The organism is Erwinia sp. SLM-02 (assembly GCF_037450285.1).
GTDB lineage: Bacteria > Pseudomonadota > Gammaproteobacteria > Enterobacterales > Enterobacteriaceae > Erwinia.
On record NZ_JAQISN010000001.1, the window covers coordinates 1987137 to 2004749 of the forward strand.

The 17613-nt window shown below is 57.2% G+C and carries 16 protein-coding genes; 5 read left to right on the forward strand and 11 right to left on the reverse strand.

Annotated features, from left to right (window positions below; all coding sequences use genetic code 11):
- Positions 1–14 precede the first annotated feature (14 nt).
- Together PGH32_RS09205 and zwf are read right to left on the reverse strand one after the other, a co-directional pair.
- Entirely contained in the window at positions 15–653 is a 639-nt protein-coding gene (locus PGH32_RS09205) for a bifunctional 4-hydroxy-2-oxoglutarate aldolase/2-dehydro-3-deoxy-phosphogluconate aldolase (protein WP_105594251.1), read from the reverse strand.
- 346 nt (positions 654–999) lie between these two features.
- The gene (zwf, locus tag PGH32_RS09210; protein WP_337893825.1) at positions 1000–2475 is read right to left on the reverse strand and encodes a glucose-6-phosphate dehydrogenase; all 1476 of its coding nucleotides are present in this window, start codon (positions 2473–2475) and stop codon (positions 1000–1002) included.
- 387 nt (positions 2476–2862) lie between these two features.
- Between zwf and PGH32_RS09215 the strand changes: the two genes are divergently transcribed.
- The 3 genes from PGH32_RS09215 (at position 2863) to PGH32_RS09225 (ending at position 6665) form a co-directional block, all read left to right on the forward strand.
- Positions 2863–3729 (forward strand): MurR/RpiR family transcriptional regulator, encoded by an 867-nt coding sequence (locus PGH32_RS09215; protein ID WP_314423226.1) that lies wholly within the window; start codon positions 2863–2865, stop codon positions 3727–3729.
- A gap of 114 nt (positions 3730–3843) precedes the next feature.
- Positions 3844–5286: a pyruvate kinase gene (gene pyk, locus PGH32_RS09220; RefSeq protein ID WP_314423229.1), complete on the forward strand. Its 1443-nt coding sequence runs from the start codon at positions 3844–3846 to the stop codon at positions 5284–5286.
- 146 nt (positions 5287–5432) lie between these two features.
- The gene (locus PGH32_RS09225; RefSeq protein WP_337893826.1) at positions 5433–6665 is read left to right on the forward strand and encodes an MFS transporter; all 1233 of its coding nucleotides are present in this window, start codon (positions 5433–5435) and stop codon (positions 6663–6665) included.
- Between the two features lie 126 nt (positions 6666–6791).
- Here PGH32_RS09225 and lpxM read toward each other — a convergent pair whose 3' ends face one another.
- The 3 genes from lpxM to znuA form a co-directional block, all read right to left on the reverse strand.
- A complete protein-coding gene (lpxM, locus tag PGH32_RS09230; protein WP_337893827.1) occupies positions 6792–7763 on the reverse strand; it encodes a lauroyl-Kdo(2)-lipid IV(A) myristoyltransferase in 972 nt (323 codons plus the stop codon).
- 182 nt (positions 7764–7945) lie between these two features.
- A complete protein-coding gene (mepM, locus tag PGH32_RS09235) occupies positions 7946–9271 on the reverse strand; it encodes a murein DD-endopeptidase MepM (protein ID WP_314423237.1) in 1326 nt (441 codons plus the stop codon).
- 12 nt (positions 9272–9283) lie between these two features.
- The gene (gene znuA, locus PGH32_RS09240) at positions 9284–10231 is read right to left on the reverse strand and encodes a zinc ABC transporter substrate-binding protein ZnuA (protein ID WP_314423241.1); all 948 of its coding nucleotides are present in this window, start codon (positions 10229–10231) and stop codon (positions 9284–9286) included.
- 76 nt (positions 10232–10307) lie between these two features.
- Between znuA and znuC the strand changes: the two genes are divergently transcribed.
- Positions 10308–11066 (forward strand): zinc ABC transporter ATP-binding protein ZnuC, encoded by a 759-nt coding sequence (gene znuC, locus PGH32_RS09245; protein ID WP_314423244.1) that lies wholly within the window; start codon positions 10308–10310, stop codon positions 11064–11066.
- Positions 11059–11844 (forward strand): zinc ABC transporter permease subunit ZnuB, encoded by a 786-nt coding sequence (gene znuB, locus PGH32_RS09250; RefSeq protein ID WP_314423246.1) that lies wholly within the window; start codon positions 11059–11061, stop codon positions 11842–11844. Before znuC ends, znuB begins: the two co-directional genes overlap by 8 nt.
- Positions 11845–11986: 142 nt before the next feature.
- Here the strand turns inward: znuB and ruvB are convergent, their stop codons facing one another.
- The 6 genes from ruvB to aspS all read right to left on the reverse strand — a co-directional run bounded on the left by ruvB (position 11987) and on the right by aspS (position 17356).
- Positions 11987–12991, reverse strand: coding sequence for a Holliday junction branch migration DNA helicase RuvB (gene ruvB, locus PGH32_RS09255; RefSeq protein ID WP_337893828.1), 1005 nt, complete (start codon positions 12989–12991; stop codon positions 11987–11989).
- Between the two features lie 8 nt (positions 12992–12999).
- Entirely contained in the window at positions 13000–13614 is a 615-nt protein-coding gene (gene ruvA / locus PGH32_RS09260) for a Holliday junction branch migration protein RuvA (RefSeq protein WP_314423252.1), read from the reverse strand.
- Between the two features lie 81 nt (positions 13615–13695).
- Complete coding sequence (gene ruvC, locus PGH32_RS09265) at positions 13696–14220, reverse strand: crossover junction endodeoxyribonuclease RuvC (RefSeq protein WP_314423254.1); 525 nt, start codon at positions 14218–14220, stop codon at positions 13696–13698.
- Between the two features lie 64 nt (positions 14221–14284).
- Positions 14285–15028, reverse strand: a complete 744-nt coding sequence (locus PGH32_RS09270; protein WP_337893829.1) for a YebC/PmpR family DNA-binding transcriptional regulator — start codon at positions 15026–15028, stop codon at positions 14285–14287.
- A 112-nt stretch (positions 15029–15140) separates the two neighbouring features.
- Positions 15141–15575 (reverse strand): dihydroneopterin triphosphate diphosphatase, encoded by a 435-nt coding sequence (gene nudB, locus PGH32_RS09275; protein WP_337893830.1) that lies wholly within the window; start codon positions 15573–15575, stop codon positions 15141–15143.
- Positions 15575–17356: an aspartate--tRNA ligase gene (aspS, locus tag PGH32_RS09280; protein WP_337893831.1), complete on the reverse strand. Its 1782-nt coding sequence runs from the start codon at positions 17354–17356 to the stop codon at positions 15575–15577. Before aspS ends, nudB begins: the two co-directional genes overlap by 1 nt.
- Positions 17357–17613: the final 257 nt, after the last annotated feature.

The following is a 17613-nucleotide window of genomic DNA, read 5'->3' on the forward strand; positions in this document are numbered from 1 at the left end:
TGCCGTCGCTCACATCAGCGTGCGCCAGCTACCGCTTCCTGAGCCAGTCGGGTAATGCGGTCGTAGTCGCCCGCTTCCAGCGCATCGGCCGGAACCAGCCAGGATCCGCCAATACACAGCACGCTCTTCAGCGCCAGGTAGTCGCGATAGTTGGCCGGAGAGATCCCGCCCGTCGGGCAGAAACGCACCTGCGGGAACGGTCCACCAATCGCCTGCAGCGCCTTGACGCCGCCGTTGGCCTCCGCCGGGAAGAATTTAAACTCGCGCAGGCCGTAATCCAGCCCGGTCATCAGTTCTGATACGGTGCTGATACCTGGGATCAGCGGTACCGGACCGTCTACCGCGGCACGCAGCAGCGGCTCGGTCAGCCCCGGGCTGATAACAAACTGGGCACCGGCGTCGGTGACTTCTTTCAGCTGCTGGGCGTTCAGTACCGTACCGGCACCGACGATCGCTTCCGGCACTTCCCGCACCATCGCTTTCAGCGCATCGAGGGCGCACGGGGTGCGCAGGGTCACTTCCAGCACGCGCACGCCGCCGGCGACCAGCGCTTTGGCCATCGGCACCGCGTGTTCCAGCTTGTTAACGACAATCACCGGAACAACGGGACCGGTGGTCAGGATCTGTTCTGCGCTTGTTTTCCAGTTACTCATTAACACCCTTCTCCTGTCTGGCCTGCTTTGCCTCGTTGAGGTGGCAGGCAAATATAATGCGGCGGTACGGAAACGATGTCTTACCTTACAACAGTGCCGGAGCATCGTCTATCGCTCTCCTCTGTTTTTGAAACACAGGTTCAAAAATATTTTTATTATTGTGTCATTTTCAAAATATTGCGCCCGGCTACTCGCCTGACGATTCAGGTGCATCCTGACGGCTCTGCCGCTGCCCGCCCGTTGGGTAGCTTTAAGCCTGCACCTGCCAGGCTTCCCCTCTCCGGCAAAAAAAACGGCCCACACTTTCAGTGCAGGCCGCTTATCTGCGCGAGAGCGTCAGAAGGACTTACTCGATTTCGTTCCAGGAACGGCCATCGCGCGTGATCATGGCTACGGAAGCCACCGGCCCCCATGTGCCCGCCTGGTACGGCTTAGGTGCATCTTTATCTGCAGCCCATGCGTCCATGATGGAGTCGACCCACTTCCACGCCTCTTCCACTTCGTCACGGCGCACAAACAGCGCCTGAATGCCGCGCATGGTTTCCAGCAGCAGACGCTCATAGGCGTCCGCCAGGTGCGACTGGTTAAAGGTTTCGGAGAAGCTCAGGTCCAGCTTGGTTTTCTGCAGGTTGTGCTTGTGATCCAGGCCCGGCACCTTGTTGAGGATCTCGATTTCCACGCCTTCGTCCGGCTGCAGGCGGATCGTCAGTTTATTCTGCGGCAGTTCCGGCCAGGTGTCTTTAAACAGGTTCAGCGCCGGGTTTTTGAAATACACCACCACTTCGGAACATTTGGTCGGCAGACGTTTACCGGTACGCAGGTAAAACGGTACACCCGCCCAGCGCCAGTCGTCGATGTCAACGCGGATGGAAACGAAGGTTTCGGTGCTGCTCTGCTTGTTCGCACCCTCTTCTTCCAGATAACCCGGGACTTTTTTGCCCTGCACAAAACCTGACGTATACTGGCCGCGCACGGTTTTATCGCGCACGTTGGTGTGGTCGATACGGCGCAGGGAGCGCAGCACTTTCACTTTTTCATCGCGGATGCGGTCGGCAGACAGATCGGCAGGCGGCGACATGGCGATCATGGTCAGCACCTGCAGCAGGTGGTTCTGGATCATATCGCGCATCTGGCCGGCTTTATCGAAGTAACCCCAGCGGCCTTCGATACCCACTTCTTCAGCAACGGTGATCTGCACGCTGTCGATGGTACGGTTATCCCAGTTAGACGCGAACAGGGAGTTAGCGAAGCGCAGCGCCAGCAGGTTAAGAACGGTTTCTTTACCCAGATAGTGGTCGATACGGAAGACCTGGTTTTCTTGGAAGTATTCACCAACCTGGTCGTTGATTTCCTGCGAGGTGACCAGTGAGGTACCGAGCGGTTTTTCCATGACCACGCGAGCAGGCTGAGCGTTTAATTTCGCCTGGCCCAGCCCCTTACAAATGGCACCAAAGGTGCTTGGCGGCATCGCAAAGTAGTTGATGGTCACGCGTTTTTTCTGATCGAGCATTTTGCCCAGACGCGGGAAATGGCTGCTGTCATTGACATCCAGGTTGCAAAAATCAAGTCGGCTGCTGAGTTTATCCCACAGCGCTTCATCAATTTTTTCCTTCATGAAGGTTTCCAGCGCTTCACGTACCACTTTGGTATAGGCCGCTTTGTCCCATTCCGCACGGCCTACGCCGATGATGCGTGATTCTTCATGGATCTGGCCCGCTTTTTCAAGCTGGTACAGAGAGGGTAACAGTTTCCGGCGTGCCAGGTCGCCTTTGGCGCCGAAAATGACCAGATCGCATGCCTGGGCTGTTTGTGTAACCGCCATTTCATTCTCCTCGTTGCAGGATTAGACTGTCCATGTAGGTTCCGTAGTTGGACAGATCTTATTGTAATTTTATTTCAACACACTGTACTTCGTTTGCCCGGCCCGCGTAAACCAGGCGAGGTGACTCTGGCACAATGTATTCAATCTGATGCTTAAATAACTGGCAAGAACGGCAGATCGGCGTCTAAACTTTGCGTAATAAACCCCCGGTTCTGAGGGTGTTGTTACCGTTCTGAAAACCAGACACAGCTCAAACTATGGTAAAAAATGTCATGTTTTATCATTATGCTACTGCCGTCTTTACCGAAGCGCATTGTATATTCTCTACAAAATGACATCGATTTCTCCTCTGATTGAAATCGTCAGAATGTATGAGTGGGTAGTCCTATGAATATGCTGGAAAAAATTCAATCCTGCCTGGAAAATTTGAGCAAATCCGAGCGCAAAGTTGCCGTTGTTATCCTTGATTCCCCCACCACCGCGATGCATTCCAGCATTGCCCTACTGGCAAAAGCAGCCGGGGTCAGTGAACCCACCGTCAATCGTTTCTGCCATCGACTGAATACCAAAGGCTTCCCGGACTTCAAACTTCAGCTGGCACAAAGTCTGGCTAACGGCACGCCTTATGTCAGCCGCAACGTTGAGCAGGAAGACAGCGTGGAGTCCTATTCCGGGAAAATTTTCGAGTCGGCCATGGCCGGACTTGACCGGGTGAAACAGAGCCTGGATACCAGCGCCGTCAATCGTGCCGTTGATTTGCTGACGCAGTCAAAGAAAATTGCGTTTTTCGGTTTGGGTGCCTCTGCCGCCGTGGCGCATGACGCGATGAATAAATTTTTTCGCTTCAATGTGCCAGTGATCTATTCCGATGATATTGTGATGCAGCGCATGAGCTGTATGAACAGCAATGAGGGGGACGTGATGGTACTGATCTCCCACACCGGGCGCACGAAATCCATGGTTGAGCTGGCGAGGCTGGCGCGGGAAAATGATGCAACGGTGGTGGCGATCACCTCGCCTGATTCACCGCTGGCGCGCGAAGCCACGCTGGCGCTGACCCTGGATGTACCGGAAGATACCGATATTTATATGCCGATGGTTTCACGCCTCGCCCAGCTGACGCTGATCGATGTGCTGGCCACCGGTTTTACCCTGCGGCGCGGCGCGAAGTTTCGCGATAATTTGAAACGGGTTAAGGATGCATTAAAAGAGTCGCGTCTGGAAAAGGAAGGCCAGGTTAACAACAGTCATTAGTAATGAGTAACGACGATGAAGGTTCGGGCTTATCCGTTCCTTTCCTGTACCCAGAGATAAAACCTGGTAGTGCTTGCACTTGCAACACCACACTAAAAGTCAACGGAGTTATACATGTCAAGACGTCTCAGAAGAACCAAGATTGTAACCACACTGGGGCCTGCCACGGATCGCGATAACAACCTTGAAAAAATCATCGCAGCAGGCGCCAATGTCGTTCGTCTGAACTTCTCACATGGCACAGCGGAAGATCATCAGAAACGCGCCGACAACGTTCGCGCGATTGCGGCCAAACTGGGCCGTCACGTTGCCATCCTGGGCGACCTGCAGGGGCCGAAAATTCGCGTTTCCACCTTTAAAGAAGGCAAAGTCTTCCTGAATATCGGTGAACGCTTCCTGCTGGATGCCAGCCTGGGCAAAGGCGAAGGCGATAAAGAGAAAGTCGGTATCGATTATAAAGGCCTGCCCGCTGACGTGGTGCCTGGCGATATCCTGCTGCTGGACGACGGCCGCGTACAGCTGAAAGTGCTGGAAGTTCAGGGCATGAAGGTCTTCACCGAAGTGACCGTCGGTGGCCCGCTTTCCAACAACAAAGGCATTAACAAGCTGGGTGGCGGCCTGTCAGCCGAAGCGCTGACCGAAAAAGACAAAGCCGACATCCTGACCGCGGCACAGATCCGCGTGGATTATCTGGCCGTCTCCTTCCCTCGCTGTGGTGAAGACCTGAACTACGCTCGCCGCCTGGCGCGCGAAGCGGGCTGTGAAGCAAAAATCGTCTCTAAAGTGGAGCGTGCTGAAGCGGTTGCCACTCAGGAAGCCATGGATGACATCATCCTCGCCTCCGACGTGGTGATGGTCGCCCGTGGCGATCTGGGCGTTGAGATTGGCGATCCGGAGCTGGTTGGCATTCAGAAAGCGCTGATCAGCCGTGCGCGTCAGCTGAACCGTTCGGTGATCACCGCCACCCAGATGATGGAGTCGATGATTACGAACCCGATGCCGACCCGTGCAGAAGTGATGGACGTCGCCAACGCCGTGCTCGACGGCACCGATGCGGTGATGCTGTCTGCGGAAACTGCCGCGGGCCAGTACCCGGCTGAAACCGTATCAGCGATGGCGAAAGTGTGCCTGGGCGCGGAAAAAGTGCCAAGCATCAACGTCTCCAAACACCGTCTGGACGTGCAGTTCGATAATATCGAAGAAGCCATTGCCATGTCGGCGATGTATGCTGCCAACCACCTGCAGGGCGTGACGGCAATCATTACCATGACCGAGTCTGGCCGCACCGCCCTGATGACCTCGCGCATCACGTCCGGCCTGCCAATCTTCGCCATGTCCCGCCACGAAAGCACCCTGAACCTCACCGCCCTGTATCGCGGTGTCACCCCGGTGTTCTTCGACAGCCACAACGACGGCGTGGCGGCCGCACACGATGCCATCAATCTGCTGCGTGAGAAGGGCTTCCTGGTGTCCGGTGACCTGGTCATCGTGACTCAGGGCGATGTGATGAGCACCACCGGCACTACCAACACCAGCCGGGTGCTGCGCGTCGACTAATCTCACTCGCCGCTGACGAATGAGAAGGGCCAGGCAACTGGCCCTTTTTTATTGCCAGCGTACTGTGTGGTTCTTATTAAAATGAGATAGATTAGCGGCCCCGCTCAGGCGGCGTTCGCCTTTACACTTTACCGGAAGGAGCCAGAATGGCGTCATTTGTTCCTCTGTCGAAACTTACTTCGCGACATTTGATTTTTCCTCTGTCGCTGGTGCTGTTTGAGTTCGCGACCTATATCGCTCATGACATGATCCAGCCGGGTATGCTGCTGGTGACGGAAGAATTTGGCGTGGGTCCGGAATGGGTATCCGCGTCGTTAACCGCCTATCTGATCGGCGGCATTATGCTGCAGTGGCTGCTTGGCCCCCTGTCGGACAAACTCGGCCGCCGCCCGGTGATTCTGGGCGGCGTGGCGTTCTTTATGCTGACCTGCATGGCGACGCACTGGGTGCAGAGCATTGAGCAGTTTGTGCTGCTGCGCTTCCTGCAGGGCACCAGCCTGTGCTTTATCGGTGCGGTGGGCTATGCCGCCATTCAGGAAGCCTTTAATGAAGCGCTGAGCGTGAAAATGATGGCGCTGATGGCCAATGTCGCCCTGCTGGCTCCGCTGGCTGGCCCGCTGGCGGGCGCGGCCTTTCTGGAGTTCAGCGACTGGCGCACCATGTTCTGGCTGTTTGGCGCGCTGACGGCGATCTCGCTGGTGGGTTTGTGGCTGACCATGCCCGAAACCTCCGGCAATCCTGACATGTCGCTGTCGCTGCCCTCGCTGGCGAAGGGCTATGCCATTCTGGTGAGGGATCGCCAGGTGATGAGCGGTTCGCTGGCTATCGGGCTGGTCACCATCCCCTGCCTGGCGTGGGTTGCCCTGTCGCCGGTGATCCTGATCCATGACGAAGGGCTGACGCGGATGGATTACGCGCTGCTGCAGCTGCCGGTATTTGTGGCGATGATTATCGGCAATCTGACGCTGGGCAAACTCGCCTCGCGCCTGCCGATCGATAAGCCGCTGCGGCTGGGCGCCTGGCCTATTCTGCTGGGGTTAGCCATTTCCAGCGTGGCCACGCTTATCGATAATCACAGCTATCTGTGGCTCACCGCCGGTCTGAGCATTTACGGCTTCGGCACCGGGCTGGTGAATGCCGGTTTATACCGCCTGACGCTGTTTTCCAACGACTCGGGCAAAGGCAGCGTGGCGGCCATGCTCGGCATGGTCAGTATCCTGGTCTTCGCCCTGGGTATCGAGCTGGCCAAGTTTGCCTACTTCAGCGACGGTTCGCGGGCGTTCAGCCTGGTGAATCTGGCCTGCGGCGTTGTCTGGTTCCTGCTGGTGCGGGGCTTCCTGCGCGAGTGGCAGCGCCGCTCCACCCTGACCGCGCTCTGACTTCGCCAGCACATTCGCCGCCCGGCGGCTGAACCCCGCTGGCTGGCGCATTAAAAAAAGCCGTCATCCCCTTAAGGATGACGGCTTTTTTATGCCGGATATGCCAGGCGTCAAACGCGCTGAACCTTACTTCCTGGGATAAAGCTCTTCACGGTCATAAGGCTCTTTTTCACCCGGCCTGCGGGTTTTCAACAGCTTCAGGATCCAGGTGTACTGTTCGGGATTCGGGCGAACGAAGATTTCCACCTCTTCATTCATCCGCCGCGCCAGCGTCACATCGTCCGCATCCAGCAGATCGTCCATCGGCGGACGCAGATGAATGGTCAGACTGTGGGTTTTACTGTCGTATACCGGGAACAGCGGCACCACTTTCGCCCGGCAAACCTTCATCAGGCGGCCGACCGCAGGCAGCGTGGCTTTATAAGTTGCGAAGAAGTCGACGAACTCGCTGTGCTCCGCGCCGTGATCCTGATCCGGCAGATAATAACCCCAGTATCCCTGCCGCACCGAGCTGATAAACGGCTTAATGCCGTCATTGCGCGCATGCATCCGGCCACCAAAACGGCGGCGCACCCGGTTCCAGACGTAGTCCATCACCGGGTTTCGCTGGTTGTGGAACATCGCGGCCATTTTCTGACCTTCCGAAGCCAGCACCATCGCCGGGATATCCACCGCCCAGCCGTGGGGCACCAGGAAGATGACGTTCTGCTGGGCTTCACGCAGCTGGTCGATCAGCTCGCGTCCCTGCCAGCGGATCCGCGGCAGAACCTTGTGCGGGCGCAGAGCCAGCTCGGCCATCATCACCATCGACTGCGGCGCGGTGGCGAACATCTCATCAATCATTTTTTCCCGCTCGGCTTCCGGCACCTCCGGCAGGCAGTACAGCAGGTTGATCTGCGCGCGACGCCGCGCGCTGCGGGCCAGTTTACCGGCCAGCCGTCCCAGCGAACCCAGTACCGGGTCGCGTAAACGGGGGTGAACCATAGCGATTGCAGCAAAGGCACCTACCGCCAGCCAGCTGCCCCAGTAGCGAGGTTGTAAAAAGGATTTCTTAAAAACAGGAATAAATTCAACGTGACTTTTTTTTATGTTTTCCATGCACTGGCCTCTACAATAACGGGCTAATGATAGTGTTGGCAGCTAATTTTGCAATGCATTACCCTGGAAAATTCCGGTAACTGGCCAGTAATCGGACCGGTTATACCCGGGTTCTCCGCTATCCACGAATAAAAAAGCCGACGGAATGCGAATTCCGTCGGCTCTGAAAACTCCGGCTGCGTTTACTTAAACTGCAGCTGCGGCACCACTTCACGAACCTGAGCCAGATAGTCGCTACGCTCTTTCCCTGCCAGGCCTTCCATCCGCGGCAGCTTGGCCGTTAATGGGTTCACCGCCTGGTTATTAATCCAGATTTCGTAATGCAAATGCGGGCCGGTTGAGCGACCGGTGCTGCCGGAAAGCGCAATGCGATCGCCGCGTTTCACTTTCTGACCCGGCTTCACCAGCAGTTTTTTCAGGTGCATATAGCGCGTCATGTACTGGCGACCGTGGCGGATCGCCACATAGTTACCGGCACCGCCGCTGCGCTTGGCGACGATAACTTCGCCGTCACCGACCGCCAGCACCGGCGTCCCCAGTGGGATAGCGAAATCCACCCCTTTATGCGGGGCAACGCGCCCGGTCACCGGGTTCAGGCGACGCGGATTAAAGTTGGATGATACGCGATACTGCTTAACCGTCGGGAAGCGCATAAAGCCGCGCGCCAGGCCGGAGCCGCTGCGGTCATAAAACTTACCATCCTCTGCGCGGATGGCGAAGTAGTCTTTATCTCCGCTGCGCATGCGTACGCCCAGCAGCTGGCTCTGTTCGCTCTTACCGTCCAGCATCTCGCGGGACATCAGCACCGAGAACCGATCGCCCTTGCGCAGCTTGCGGAAGTCCATCTGCCACTGCAGGGATTTGATCACCGCGCTGATTTCTGCGCTGGTCAATCCGGCGGCTTTGGCGCTGGTCACGAAACTGCCGTTAACTTCACCGCTCAGAACGTTGTTCTTCCACTCCCCTTTCTGCATTTCTGCCGAGGATTTGAAGCCGTCGCCTGCGCGATCGTAGGTACGGGTTTCACGGCGGGACACTTCCCAGGTCAGGCGCTGCAGCTGGCCGTCGTCCGTCAGCGTCCAGGAGAGCTGCTGGCCGATTTGCAGGTTACGCAGGTCTTTATCGCTTTTAACCAGCTGGGTGATGTCCGACATATCAATGCCGTACTGATTGAGAACGCTGCTGAGGGTGTCGCCGGTGGAGATCACGTAATCATGCGTGCCCAGTTCATCCGGGACATCCTGATCGATCTCATCTTTTGGCGTGTCATCATCCGGTGAAGGGGTGTCCTGGTCGATCGGCTCGCTGGCTTCAGGGAGCAGCGTGCGCAGCTCGTTTTTGTCCAGCTCGATGGTTTTGACTATCGGGCTTTCACTACCGGGATGATAGATGTAAGGCCGCCAGACGGTGACGGCCAGTGTAACGACGGTAAGTGACCCCAGCATGATGCGGTGAGGTCGGGGTAAGTTGTTGAACGCCATGGCGACAGCGCGGGCTATCTGCTGCAATTAAGTCTTCCTCTATTCTCCTTTCAGGCAGCTCGTATACTGGCTGGACAACTGTGAGAGGAATTTCACATAGCTGTCTCGTGCTGGAGTGATGTCAGTACCGAGAGGATCGAGTGTACCTGAACGCACGCTGGTTCCTCTGGCTACCGCATCTATCACGGCTGGCCTGAACTGTGGTTCAGCAAAGACGCATGTGGCCTTCTGCTCAACCAACTGTGTTCGTATTTGATGTAAACGCTGCGCGCCGGGTTGGATCTCAGGATTTACGGTAAAATGACCCAATGGAGTCAGTCCGTAGTGTTTTTCAAAGTAGGTGTAAGCATCGTGAAAAACGAAATATCCTTTCCCTTTAACCGGGGCCAGCTGAATACCAATTTTCGCATCGACAGACGCCAATTCTGACTCAAAATGCTGAAGATTGGCGTCTAGTTTGTCCTTGCTTTGCGGCATAAGTTCCAATAATTTTGCGTGAATTGCAACCGCAGTTTTCTTCGCAATCTCCGGTGACATCCACAGGTGCATATTGTACTCGCCGTGATGATGATGATCGTGCTCATCAGCCGCGCCGTGAGCATGGTCCTCATGCTCCTCTTCTTCGTCTTCTCCGCCTTTCAGCAGCAGCGCATGGACACCGTCAATGCGGTCCATTTCGAGGTTCTTTTGCGGCGGTAATCCGGCCGCCATTTTAGCCATAAATGCTTCCATTTCAGGGCCAACCCAAACCACTAAATCCGCGCCCTGCAAGCGTTTTATATCCGATGGACGTAATGCATAATCATGCTCAGATGCACCATCCGGTAGCAGAATTTCTACAGGTGTGACACCATCAGCAATCGCGGACGCGATAAAGCCCACGGGCTTAACGGAAGCCACAACGGCTGCCTGGACGGGAAGCGCGAAAGTCGTGGCAATCCCCAGGCCGGCGAAAGCTGAAATGAGACGTAACTTTTTATGTAACATAATGATTCAATCCATCGTGATAAGCTGATGGGTTGTGATATTATAACATTATAAAACTTCTGCAACCGTAATCGACATGTCATCCTTGATCTCCCTTGAAAATGTAGCTGTGAACTTTGGTCAACGTCGGGTGCTTTCCGATGTTTCCCTCAGGCTGGAACCCGGCCGCATTCTGACCCTGCTGGGCCCGAACGGCGCGGGTAAGTCAACGCTGGTAAGGGTCGTACTGGGCCTGATTGCCCCCACCTCCGGCTCGGTGCAAAAACCGGCGGGTTTACGCATCGGCTACGTGCCGCAAAAAATTCATCTCGATGTCACCCTGCCGCTGACGGTCGATCGTTTTATGCGCCTGCGTCCCGGCGTGAAGCGCGAGGATATTTTGCCCGCGTTAAAACGCGTGCAGGCTTCTCACCTGCTGGAGTATCCGCTGCAGAAGCTCTCCGGCGGTGAAACCCAGCGCGTGCTGCTGGCGCGGGCGCTGCTTAATCAGCCGCAGCTGCTGGTGCTTGATGAACCCACCCAGGGCGTGGACGTCAACGGGCAGGTGGCGCTGTACGATCTGATCGACCAGCTGCGCCGCGAGCTGAACTGCGGGGTGCTGATGGTTTCCCACGATCTGCATCTGGTGATGGCCAAAACCGATGAGGTGCTGTGCCTTAATCACCACATCTGCTGCTCCGGTACGCCGGAAGCGGTATCAAAGCACCCGGAATTTATCTCCATGTTTGGCCCGCGCGGTGCTGAACAGCTGGCAATTTACCGCCACCACCATAATCATCGTCACGACTTAAAGGGACGAATCATTTTACGTAAGGGACCCGGTCGTCATGATTGAACTGTTGTTACCCGGCTGGCTGGCGGGGATTTTACTGGCGCTGGCGGCCGGGCCGCTGGGCTCGTTCGTGGTCTGGCGGCGCATGTCTTACTTTGGCGATACGCTGGCCCATGCTTCTCTGCTCGGCGTGGCTTTTGGCCTGCTGCTCAACGTCAGTCCGTTCTATGCGGTGATTGCGGTGACGTTAATTCTGTCGCTGGTACTGGTCTGGCTGGAACGGCGGCCGCATCTGGCGATCGATACCCTGCTGGGGATTATGGCGCACAGCGCGCTTTCTCTCGGCATGGTGGTGGTCAGCCTGATGTCCGACGTGCGCGTCGATCTGATGGCCTACCTGTTCGGTGACCTGCTGGCGGTGACGCCTGCGGATTTATGGACGATTGCCGTCGGCGTGGCGGTGGTGCTGATTGTGCTGGCCTGGCAGTGGCGCGCCCTGCTGTCGATGACCATCAGCCCGGAAATGGCTCAGGTGGACGGCGTCAACATTCAGCGCAGCAAGCTTGTCCTGATGCTGGTGACCGCCCTGACCATCGGCGTGGCCATGAAGTTCGTCGGCGCGCTGATCATCACCTCGCTGCTGATTATTCCTGCCGCCACCGCGCGTCGTTTCGCCCGCTCGCCGGAGCAGATGGCGGCGTTTGCTATCGTGGTGGGGATGCTGGCGGTGACCGCCGGGCTGACCTTCTCGGCGTTCTACGACACGCCCGCCGGCCCGTCGGTGGTGCTGGGTGCAGCGGCGTTGTTTATTCTGAGCATGGTGAAGAAACCGGCGGTGTGACGAGTCGGTAATCACGCCGCGCCGTGCTCCAGCCCTGACTGAACAGCCTTAAAAAAAACAGCCCCGGAACGTCATACCTGCCGATGACGTTCCGGGGCTGTGTCGATCTGCTCGCGGGCAAACCGCTGTCAGATCGCCGTTTTCAGACTTCGCGATCGATGCCGAAATGCTTATAGGCGTGCTGGGTGGCAATGCGGCCGCGCGGCGTGCGTTGAATGAAGCCCTGCTGGATCAGATACGGCTCCAGCACGTCCTCAATCGTTTCACGCTCTTCGCCGATGGCGGCGGCCAGGTTATCCAGGCCGACCGGCCCACCGGTAAACTTATCGATGATTGCCAGCAGCAGCTTGCGGTCCATATAGTCGAAGCCTTCGCTGTCCACGCTCAGCATATCCAGCGCACGGGAGGACACCTCTCCGCTCATCTCCCCCTCGGCCTTCACTTCGGCGAAGTCGCGCACGCGGCGCAGCAGACGGTTGGCAATTCGCGGCGTGCCTCGCGCACGACGGGCGATCTCGAGTGCGCCTTCCGGGCTGAGCGGCAGCCCCAGACAGGCGGCGCTGCGGCCTACGATGTGCTGCAGATCCTCAACGCGGTAAAACTCCAGACGCTGAACGATACCAAAGCGATCGCGCAGCGGCGATGTCAGCGATCCGGCACGGGTAGTGGCACCAATCAGGGTAAACGGCGGCAGATCCAGCTTGATGGAGCGCGCGGCCGGGCCTTCACCAATCATAATATCCAGCTGATAATCTTCCATTGCCGGATACAGCACCTCTTCCACCACCGGCGACAGGCGGTGGATCTCATCGATAAACAGCACGTCATGAGGTTCGAGGTTGGTCAGCATTGCGGCCAGATCGCCCGCCTTTTCCAGCACCGGTCCGGAGGTGGTGCGCAGATTCACGCCCATCTCATTAGCCACGATATTCGCCAGCGTGGTTTTACCCAGCCCCGGCGGGCCGAAGATCAGCAGATGGTCGAGCGCATCGCCGCGCATTTTGGCGGCCTTGATGAAGATTTCCATCTGCTCACGCACGACCGGCTGCCCAACGTACTCTTCAAGCAGCTTGGGGCGGATAGCGCGGTCAATGACCTCTTCTTCGGTGATAACCCCGGCGGAGACCAGGCGATCGGCTTCAATCATGCTCTACCTCAAATAGCTGCGCGCAGGGCTTCGCGGATCAGGGTTTCGCAGTCGGCATCCGGTTTGCCCACTTTGCTGACCATGCGGCTGGCTTCCTGAGGTTTATACCCCAGCGCCACCAGCGCGGCCACCGCCTCGCCTTCCGCATCGTTCACCGCCGCGCTCTGCACTTCGCTGGTCAGGGCGAACGGCGCATCGGAAGCAAACAGGTCGCCGTGCATGCCCTTGAAGCGGTCTTTCATCTCAACAACCAGGCGCTCGGCGGTTTTCTTGCCAACGCCGGGCAGTTTCACCAGTGCGGCGATCTCTTCACGCTCGACGGCGGTGACAAACTGCTGGGCAGACATGCCGGACAGGATGGCCAGCGCCAGTTTTGGCCCCACGCCGTTCACTTTGATCAGCTCACGAAACAGCGCGCGCTCCTGCTTGCTGTTAAAACCGAACAGCAGCTGAGCATCTTCACGCACCACAAAGTGGGTAAAGATGATCGCTTCTTGATTCAGTTCAGGAAGCTCATAAAAACAGGTCATTGGCATTTGCACTTCGTAGCCAACTCCGCTGGCTTCAATCAGCACCACAGGCGGCTGTTTTTCCAGAATGATGCCTCTCAGACGACCTATCACATTAGCTTCCTTCAGATAATAAAGTGGGGATGAGTACCGGGATAATGTTATAGCATAAAAAAGGCTGGATGAATATCCAGCCTAGGAGCGCAGTCGACCGCGTGCCAGGGTCAGTTTACCGGCTGAAATCCGCTCCACGCTCTGGCTCAGATGACAGTGAGTAATGGCGATGGCTAACGCATCGGCCGCATCCGCCTGCGGGTTGGCAGGCAGCTTCAGCAGCGTGCGCACCATGTGCTGCACCTGGCTTTTTTCGGCGCTGCCGATGCCCACCACGGTCTGTTTAACCTGGCGGGCAGCATATTCAAACACCGGCAGATCGTGATTTACCGCGGCGACGATAGCCACGCCGCGCGCCTGGCCCAGCTTGAGCGCCGAGTCGGCGTTTTTCGCCATAAACACCTGTTCAATGGCGAAAAAGTCCGGCTGAAACTGGGTGATAATTTCACTCACGCCGGCGTAAATCAGCTTGAGGCGCGGCGGCAGATCGGTGGAGTTGGTACGAATACAGCCACTGCCCAGATAGGTAATCTGCCGCCCAACCTGGCGAACCACACCATAACCGGTGATGCGCGAACCGGGGTCGATTCCCAGAATAACCGTCATTTCGCGCTCCCCGGGGTTAGGTTTTTTTTACGATAACTCACAGCATACAGGATGCGGTGAGGGATCATAAGGTGGCCGCCACCTCATCAGAAATTTCACCGTTATGGTAAACTTCCTGCACGTCGTCGCAGTCTTCCAGCATATCGATCAGGCGCAGCAGCTTCGGTGCGGTTTCCGCATCCATTTCCGCCTTGGTCGACGGGATCATGGTGACTTCGGCGCCTTCCGCCTTCAGTCCGGTAGCGTCCAGAGCATCTTTCACCTGGCCCAGCACTTCCCAGGCGGTGAAGACGTCAATCGCGCCGTCATCGTAGGTCACCACGTCGTCAGCACCGGCTTCCAGCGCCGCGTCCAGTACCGCATCTTCTTCCAGGCCCGGTGCGTAAGAGATCACACCCTTCTTGGTAAACAGATAGGCTACGGAGCCGTCGGTTCCCAGGTTGCCGCCGGTCTTGGTGAAGGCGTGACGCACTTCAGAGACGGTACGGTTACGGTTATCACTCAGGCATTCAACCATGACCGCGCTGCCGCCAGGACCGTAACCTTCATAAATGATGGTTTCCATGTTGCTGTCGTCATCGCCGCCCACGCCGCGTGCAATCGCACGGTTCATGGTGTCGCGCGTCATGTTGTTCGCCAGCGCTTTGTCCATCGCCGCACGCAGACGCGGGTTAGAGCCTGCATCACCGCCGCCCAGTTTGGCCGCCGTCACCAGCTCACGAATAATTTTGGTGAAAATTTTACCGCGCTTGGCATCCTGAGCCGCCTTACGGTGCTTGGTATTCGCCCATTTACTATGTCCTGCCATTTTACTCTTGTCTCCAAATTAACACCGGACAGGCTATCTTGCTGGCGGTAAAGAAACTCGCTGCGCCGATAACGCCTGAACGTTTGGTTAAGTTCAAAATATAAAAACAAAATTAGACTACAAATTCTTCAATCGCCTGGCGGTTACTCCAGGACTTGGTGAGCGCAGCAGCCTCGGCCGCATCCAGCCACCGAAAAGCCAGGTGCTCGCTCAAAACGATGTCTTGCTCTTCCGGCAGTGCGAGGGTGAACCAGTGTTCCCGGTTATGGGTGGTACCCGGCGCATAGCGGTGGCGGAAGTGCGCAAAGATTTCGAATTCTATATGACGCTGGCGATCCACTAATGTGAACTGCCCGGCGTTAATATCAATTCCCGTCTCTTCCCACACTTCCCGCCGCGCGGTGTCATTCAGGCTTTCACCCGGATCCTGGCTGCCGGTGACCGACTGCCAGAAATCCACATCATCGCGCCGCTGCAGCATCAGCACCCGCCCGGTGTTCTGCGCATAGATAACGACCAGCACCGAAACCGGATGCTTGAAGGCCATTATTCGCTCTCGGCCGGTTTTTCTTTCTTCACCACGTCAATGCCCAGCTCGGCCAGCGATGCCGGGTTAGCAAAGCTTGGCGCTTCGGTCATCAGGCAGGCCGCCGCGGTGGTTTTCGGGAAGGCGATAACGTCGCGGATGTTTTCAGTACCGGTCAGCAGCATGGTTAAACGATCGAGGCCGAAGGCCAGACCCGCGTGCGGTGGCGTACCGAACTTCAGTGCATCCAGCAGGAAGCCAAACTTCTCGCGCTGTTCCTGCTCGGTAATGCCGAGAATGCCAAACACGGTCTGCTGCATCTGGCCGTTGTGGATACGCACGGAACCGCCGCCCACTTCGTAACCGTTGATCACCATATCGTAGGCGTTGGCGATGGCCGTTTCCGGTGCCGCTTTCAGCTCGTCCGGGGTCATCTCTTTCGGCGCGGTGAACGGGTGGTGCATCGCGCTGAGGCCGCCCTCGCCGTCTTCTTCGAACATCGGGAAGTCAATTACCCACAGCGGTTTCCACGCGGCTTCGTCGGTGATCTTCAGATCGCGACCCAGCTTGAGACGCAGGGCGCCCAGCGCATCGGTCACCACTTTGGCACTGTCGGCACCGAAGAAGATCATATCGCCGTCGGCGGCCTGAGTACGGTCCAGAATGGCTTCGACGATCTCAGCGGTCAGGAACTTGGCAACCGGGCTGGTAATGCCTTCCAGGCCCTGGGCACGTTCGTTGACCTTGATGTAGGCCAGGCCTTTCGCGCCGTAAATTTCAATAAACTTGCCGTACTCATCAATCTGCTTACGGCTCAGCTGGGCACCGCCCGGTACGCGCAGCGCGGCAACGCGGCCTTTAGCATCGTTAGCCGGGCCGGAGAAGACTTTAAACTCCACGTCTTTCAGCAGGTCGGCAACGTCCACCAGCTCCATCGGGTTACGCAGGTCCGGCTTATCGGAACCGTAACGGCGCATCGCCTCCGCGAAGGTCATCTGCGGGAAGTCGCCCAGCTCAACGGACTTCACGTCCTGCCACATATCAAGCACCAGACGCTCCATAATCTCACGCACCTGTGGCGCGGTCATAAAGGAGGTTTCAACGTCGATCTGGGTGAATTCCGGCTGGCGGTCGGCGCGCAGGTCTTCATCACGGAAGCATTTCACGATCTGATAGTAACGGTCGAAGCCGGACATCATCAGCAGCTGTTTGAACAGCTGTGGCGACTGCGGGAGCGCGTAGAATTTACCTTTGTGGACGCGGCTGGGTACCAGATAGTCACGCGCGCCTTCCGGCGTGGCTTTGGTCAGCATCGGCGTTTCAATATCCAGGAAGCCGTGATCGTCCATAAAGCGGCGCACGAAGCTGGTGATTTTCGCGCGGGTTTTCAGGCGGTTTGCCATATCCGGGCGGCGCAGATCCAGGTAGCGATACTTCAGGCGCGCTTCTTCACTGTTGACCTGATTGGAGTCCAGCGGCAGCGGCTCGGAGCGGTTGATGATGGTCAGCTCGGTGGCGAAGACTTCGATCTCACCGGTGGCCATATCGCTGTTTTTGTTTTTTTCGTCACGCGCACGCACGGTGCCGGTGATTTGAATACAGAATTCATTACGCAGCTCGGAAGCCTGGCGGAACGCGTCCTGACGGTCCGGGTCGAAGAACACCTGAACGATGCCTTCACGGTCACGCATATCAATAAAGATCAGGCTACCCAGATCGCGGCGGCGATTAACCCAGCCGCACAGTGTCACTTGCTGCCCTACATGAGACAGGTTGATCTGTCCACAATACTTAGTACGCATAACGATATCCTTTTAACTTCACCGCTGCGGGCGCGGCATTTTCAAAAAAACCCGGCCCGGAGGGGGCTGCTGCCGCGAAAAATGGCGGCCATTATAATGGAAAACGGCGCACAGGATAAGTGCTGTCGTGGGGGCAAAGCGGCAGAATATCCGCAAGATGCGCCTGCCTGAGGTTAAGCGGCTAACAAAACAACGGCCGCCGCCCCCGGCGGCAGAATCTCTGCGGTGACCTTGCCGGAAACCGGCCGGTCGATGAC

Coding starts and splice junctions, on each gene's coding strand:
- lpxM (WP_337893827.1), bottom strand. CDS start 7,763: ATGGAAAACATAAAAAAAAGTCACGTTGAATTTATTCCTGTTTTTAAG.
- pyk (WP_314423229.1), top strand. CDS start 3,844: ATGTCAAGACGTCTCAGAAGAACCAAGATTGTAACCACACTGGGGCCT.
- znuB (WP_314423246.1), top strand. CDS start 11,059: ATGATTGAACTGTTGTTACCCGGCTGGCTGGCGGGGATTTTACTGGCG.
- PGH32_RS09225 (WP_337893826.1), top strand. CDS start 5,433: ATGGCGTCATTTGTTCCTCTGTCGAAACTTACTTCGCGACATTTGATT.
- PGH32_RS09215 (WP_314423226.1), top strand. CDS start 2,863: ATGAATATGCTGGAAAAAATTCAATCCTGCCTGGAAAATTTGAGCAAA.
- ruvC (WP_314423254.1), bottom strand. CDS start 14,220: ATGACGGTTATTCTGGGAATCGACCCCGGTTCGCGCATCACCGGTTAT.
- zwf (WP_337893825.1), bottom strand. CDS start 2,475: ATGGCGGTTACACAAACAGCCCAGGCATGCGATCTGGTCATTTTCGGC.
- PGH32_RS09270 (WP_337893829.1), bottom strand. CDS start 15,028: ATGGCAGGACATAGTAAATGGGCGAATACCAAGCACCGTAAGGCGGCT.
- PGH32_RS09205 (WP_105594251.1), bottom strand. CDS start 653: ATGAGTAACTGGAAAACAAGCGCAGAACAGATCCTGACCACCGGTCCC.
- znuA (WP_314423241.1), bottom strand. CDS start 10,231: ATGTTACATAAAAAGTTACGTCTCATTTCAGCTTTCGCCGGCCTGGGG.
- aspS (WP_337893831.1), bottom strand. CDS start 17,356: ATGCGTACTAAGTATTGTGGACAGATCAACCTGTCTCATGTAGGGCAG.
- ruvB (WP_337893828.1), bottom strand. CDS start 12,991: ATGATTGAAGCCGATCGCCTGGTCTCCGCCGGGGTTATCACCGAAGAA.
- znuC (WP_314423244.1), top strand. CDS start 10,308: ATGTCATCCTTGATCTCCCTTGAAAATGTAGCTGTGAACTTTGGTCAA.
- nudB (WP_337893830.1), bottom strand. CDS start 15,575: ATGGCCTTCAAGCATCCGGTTTCGGTGCTGGTCGTTATCTATGCGCAG.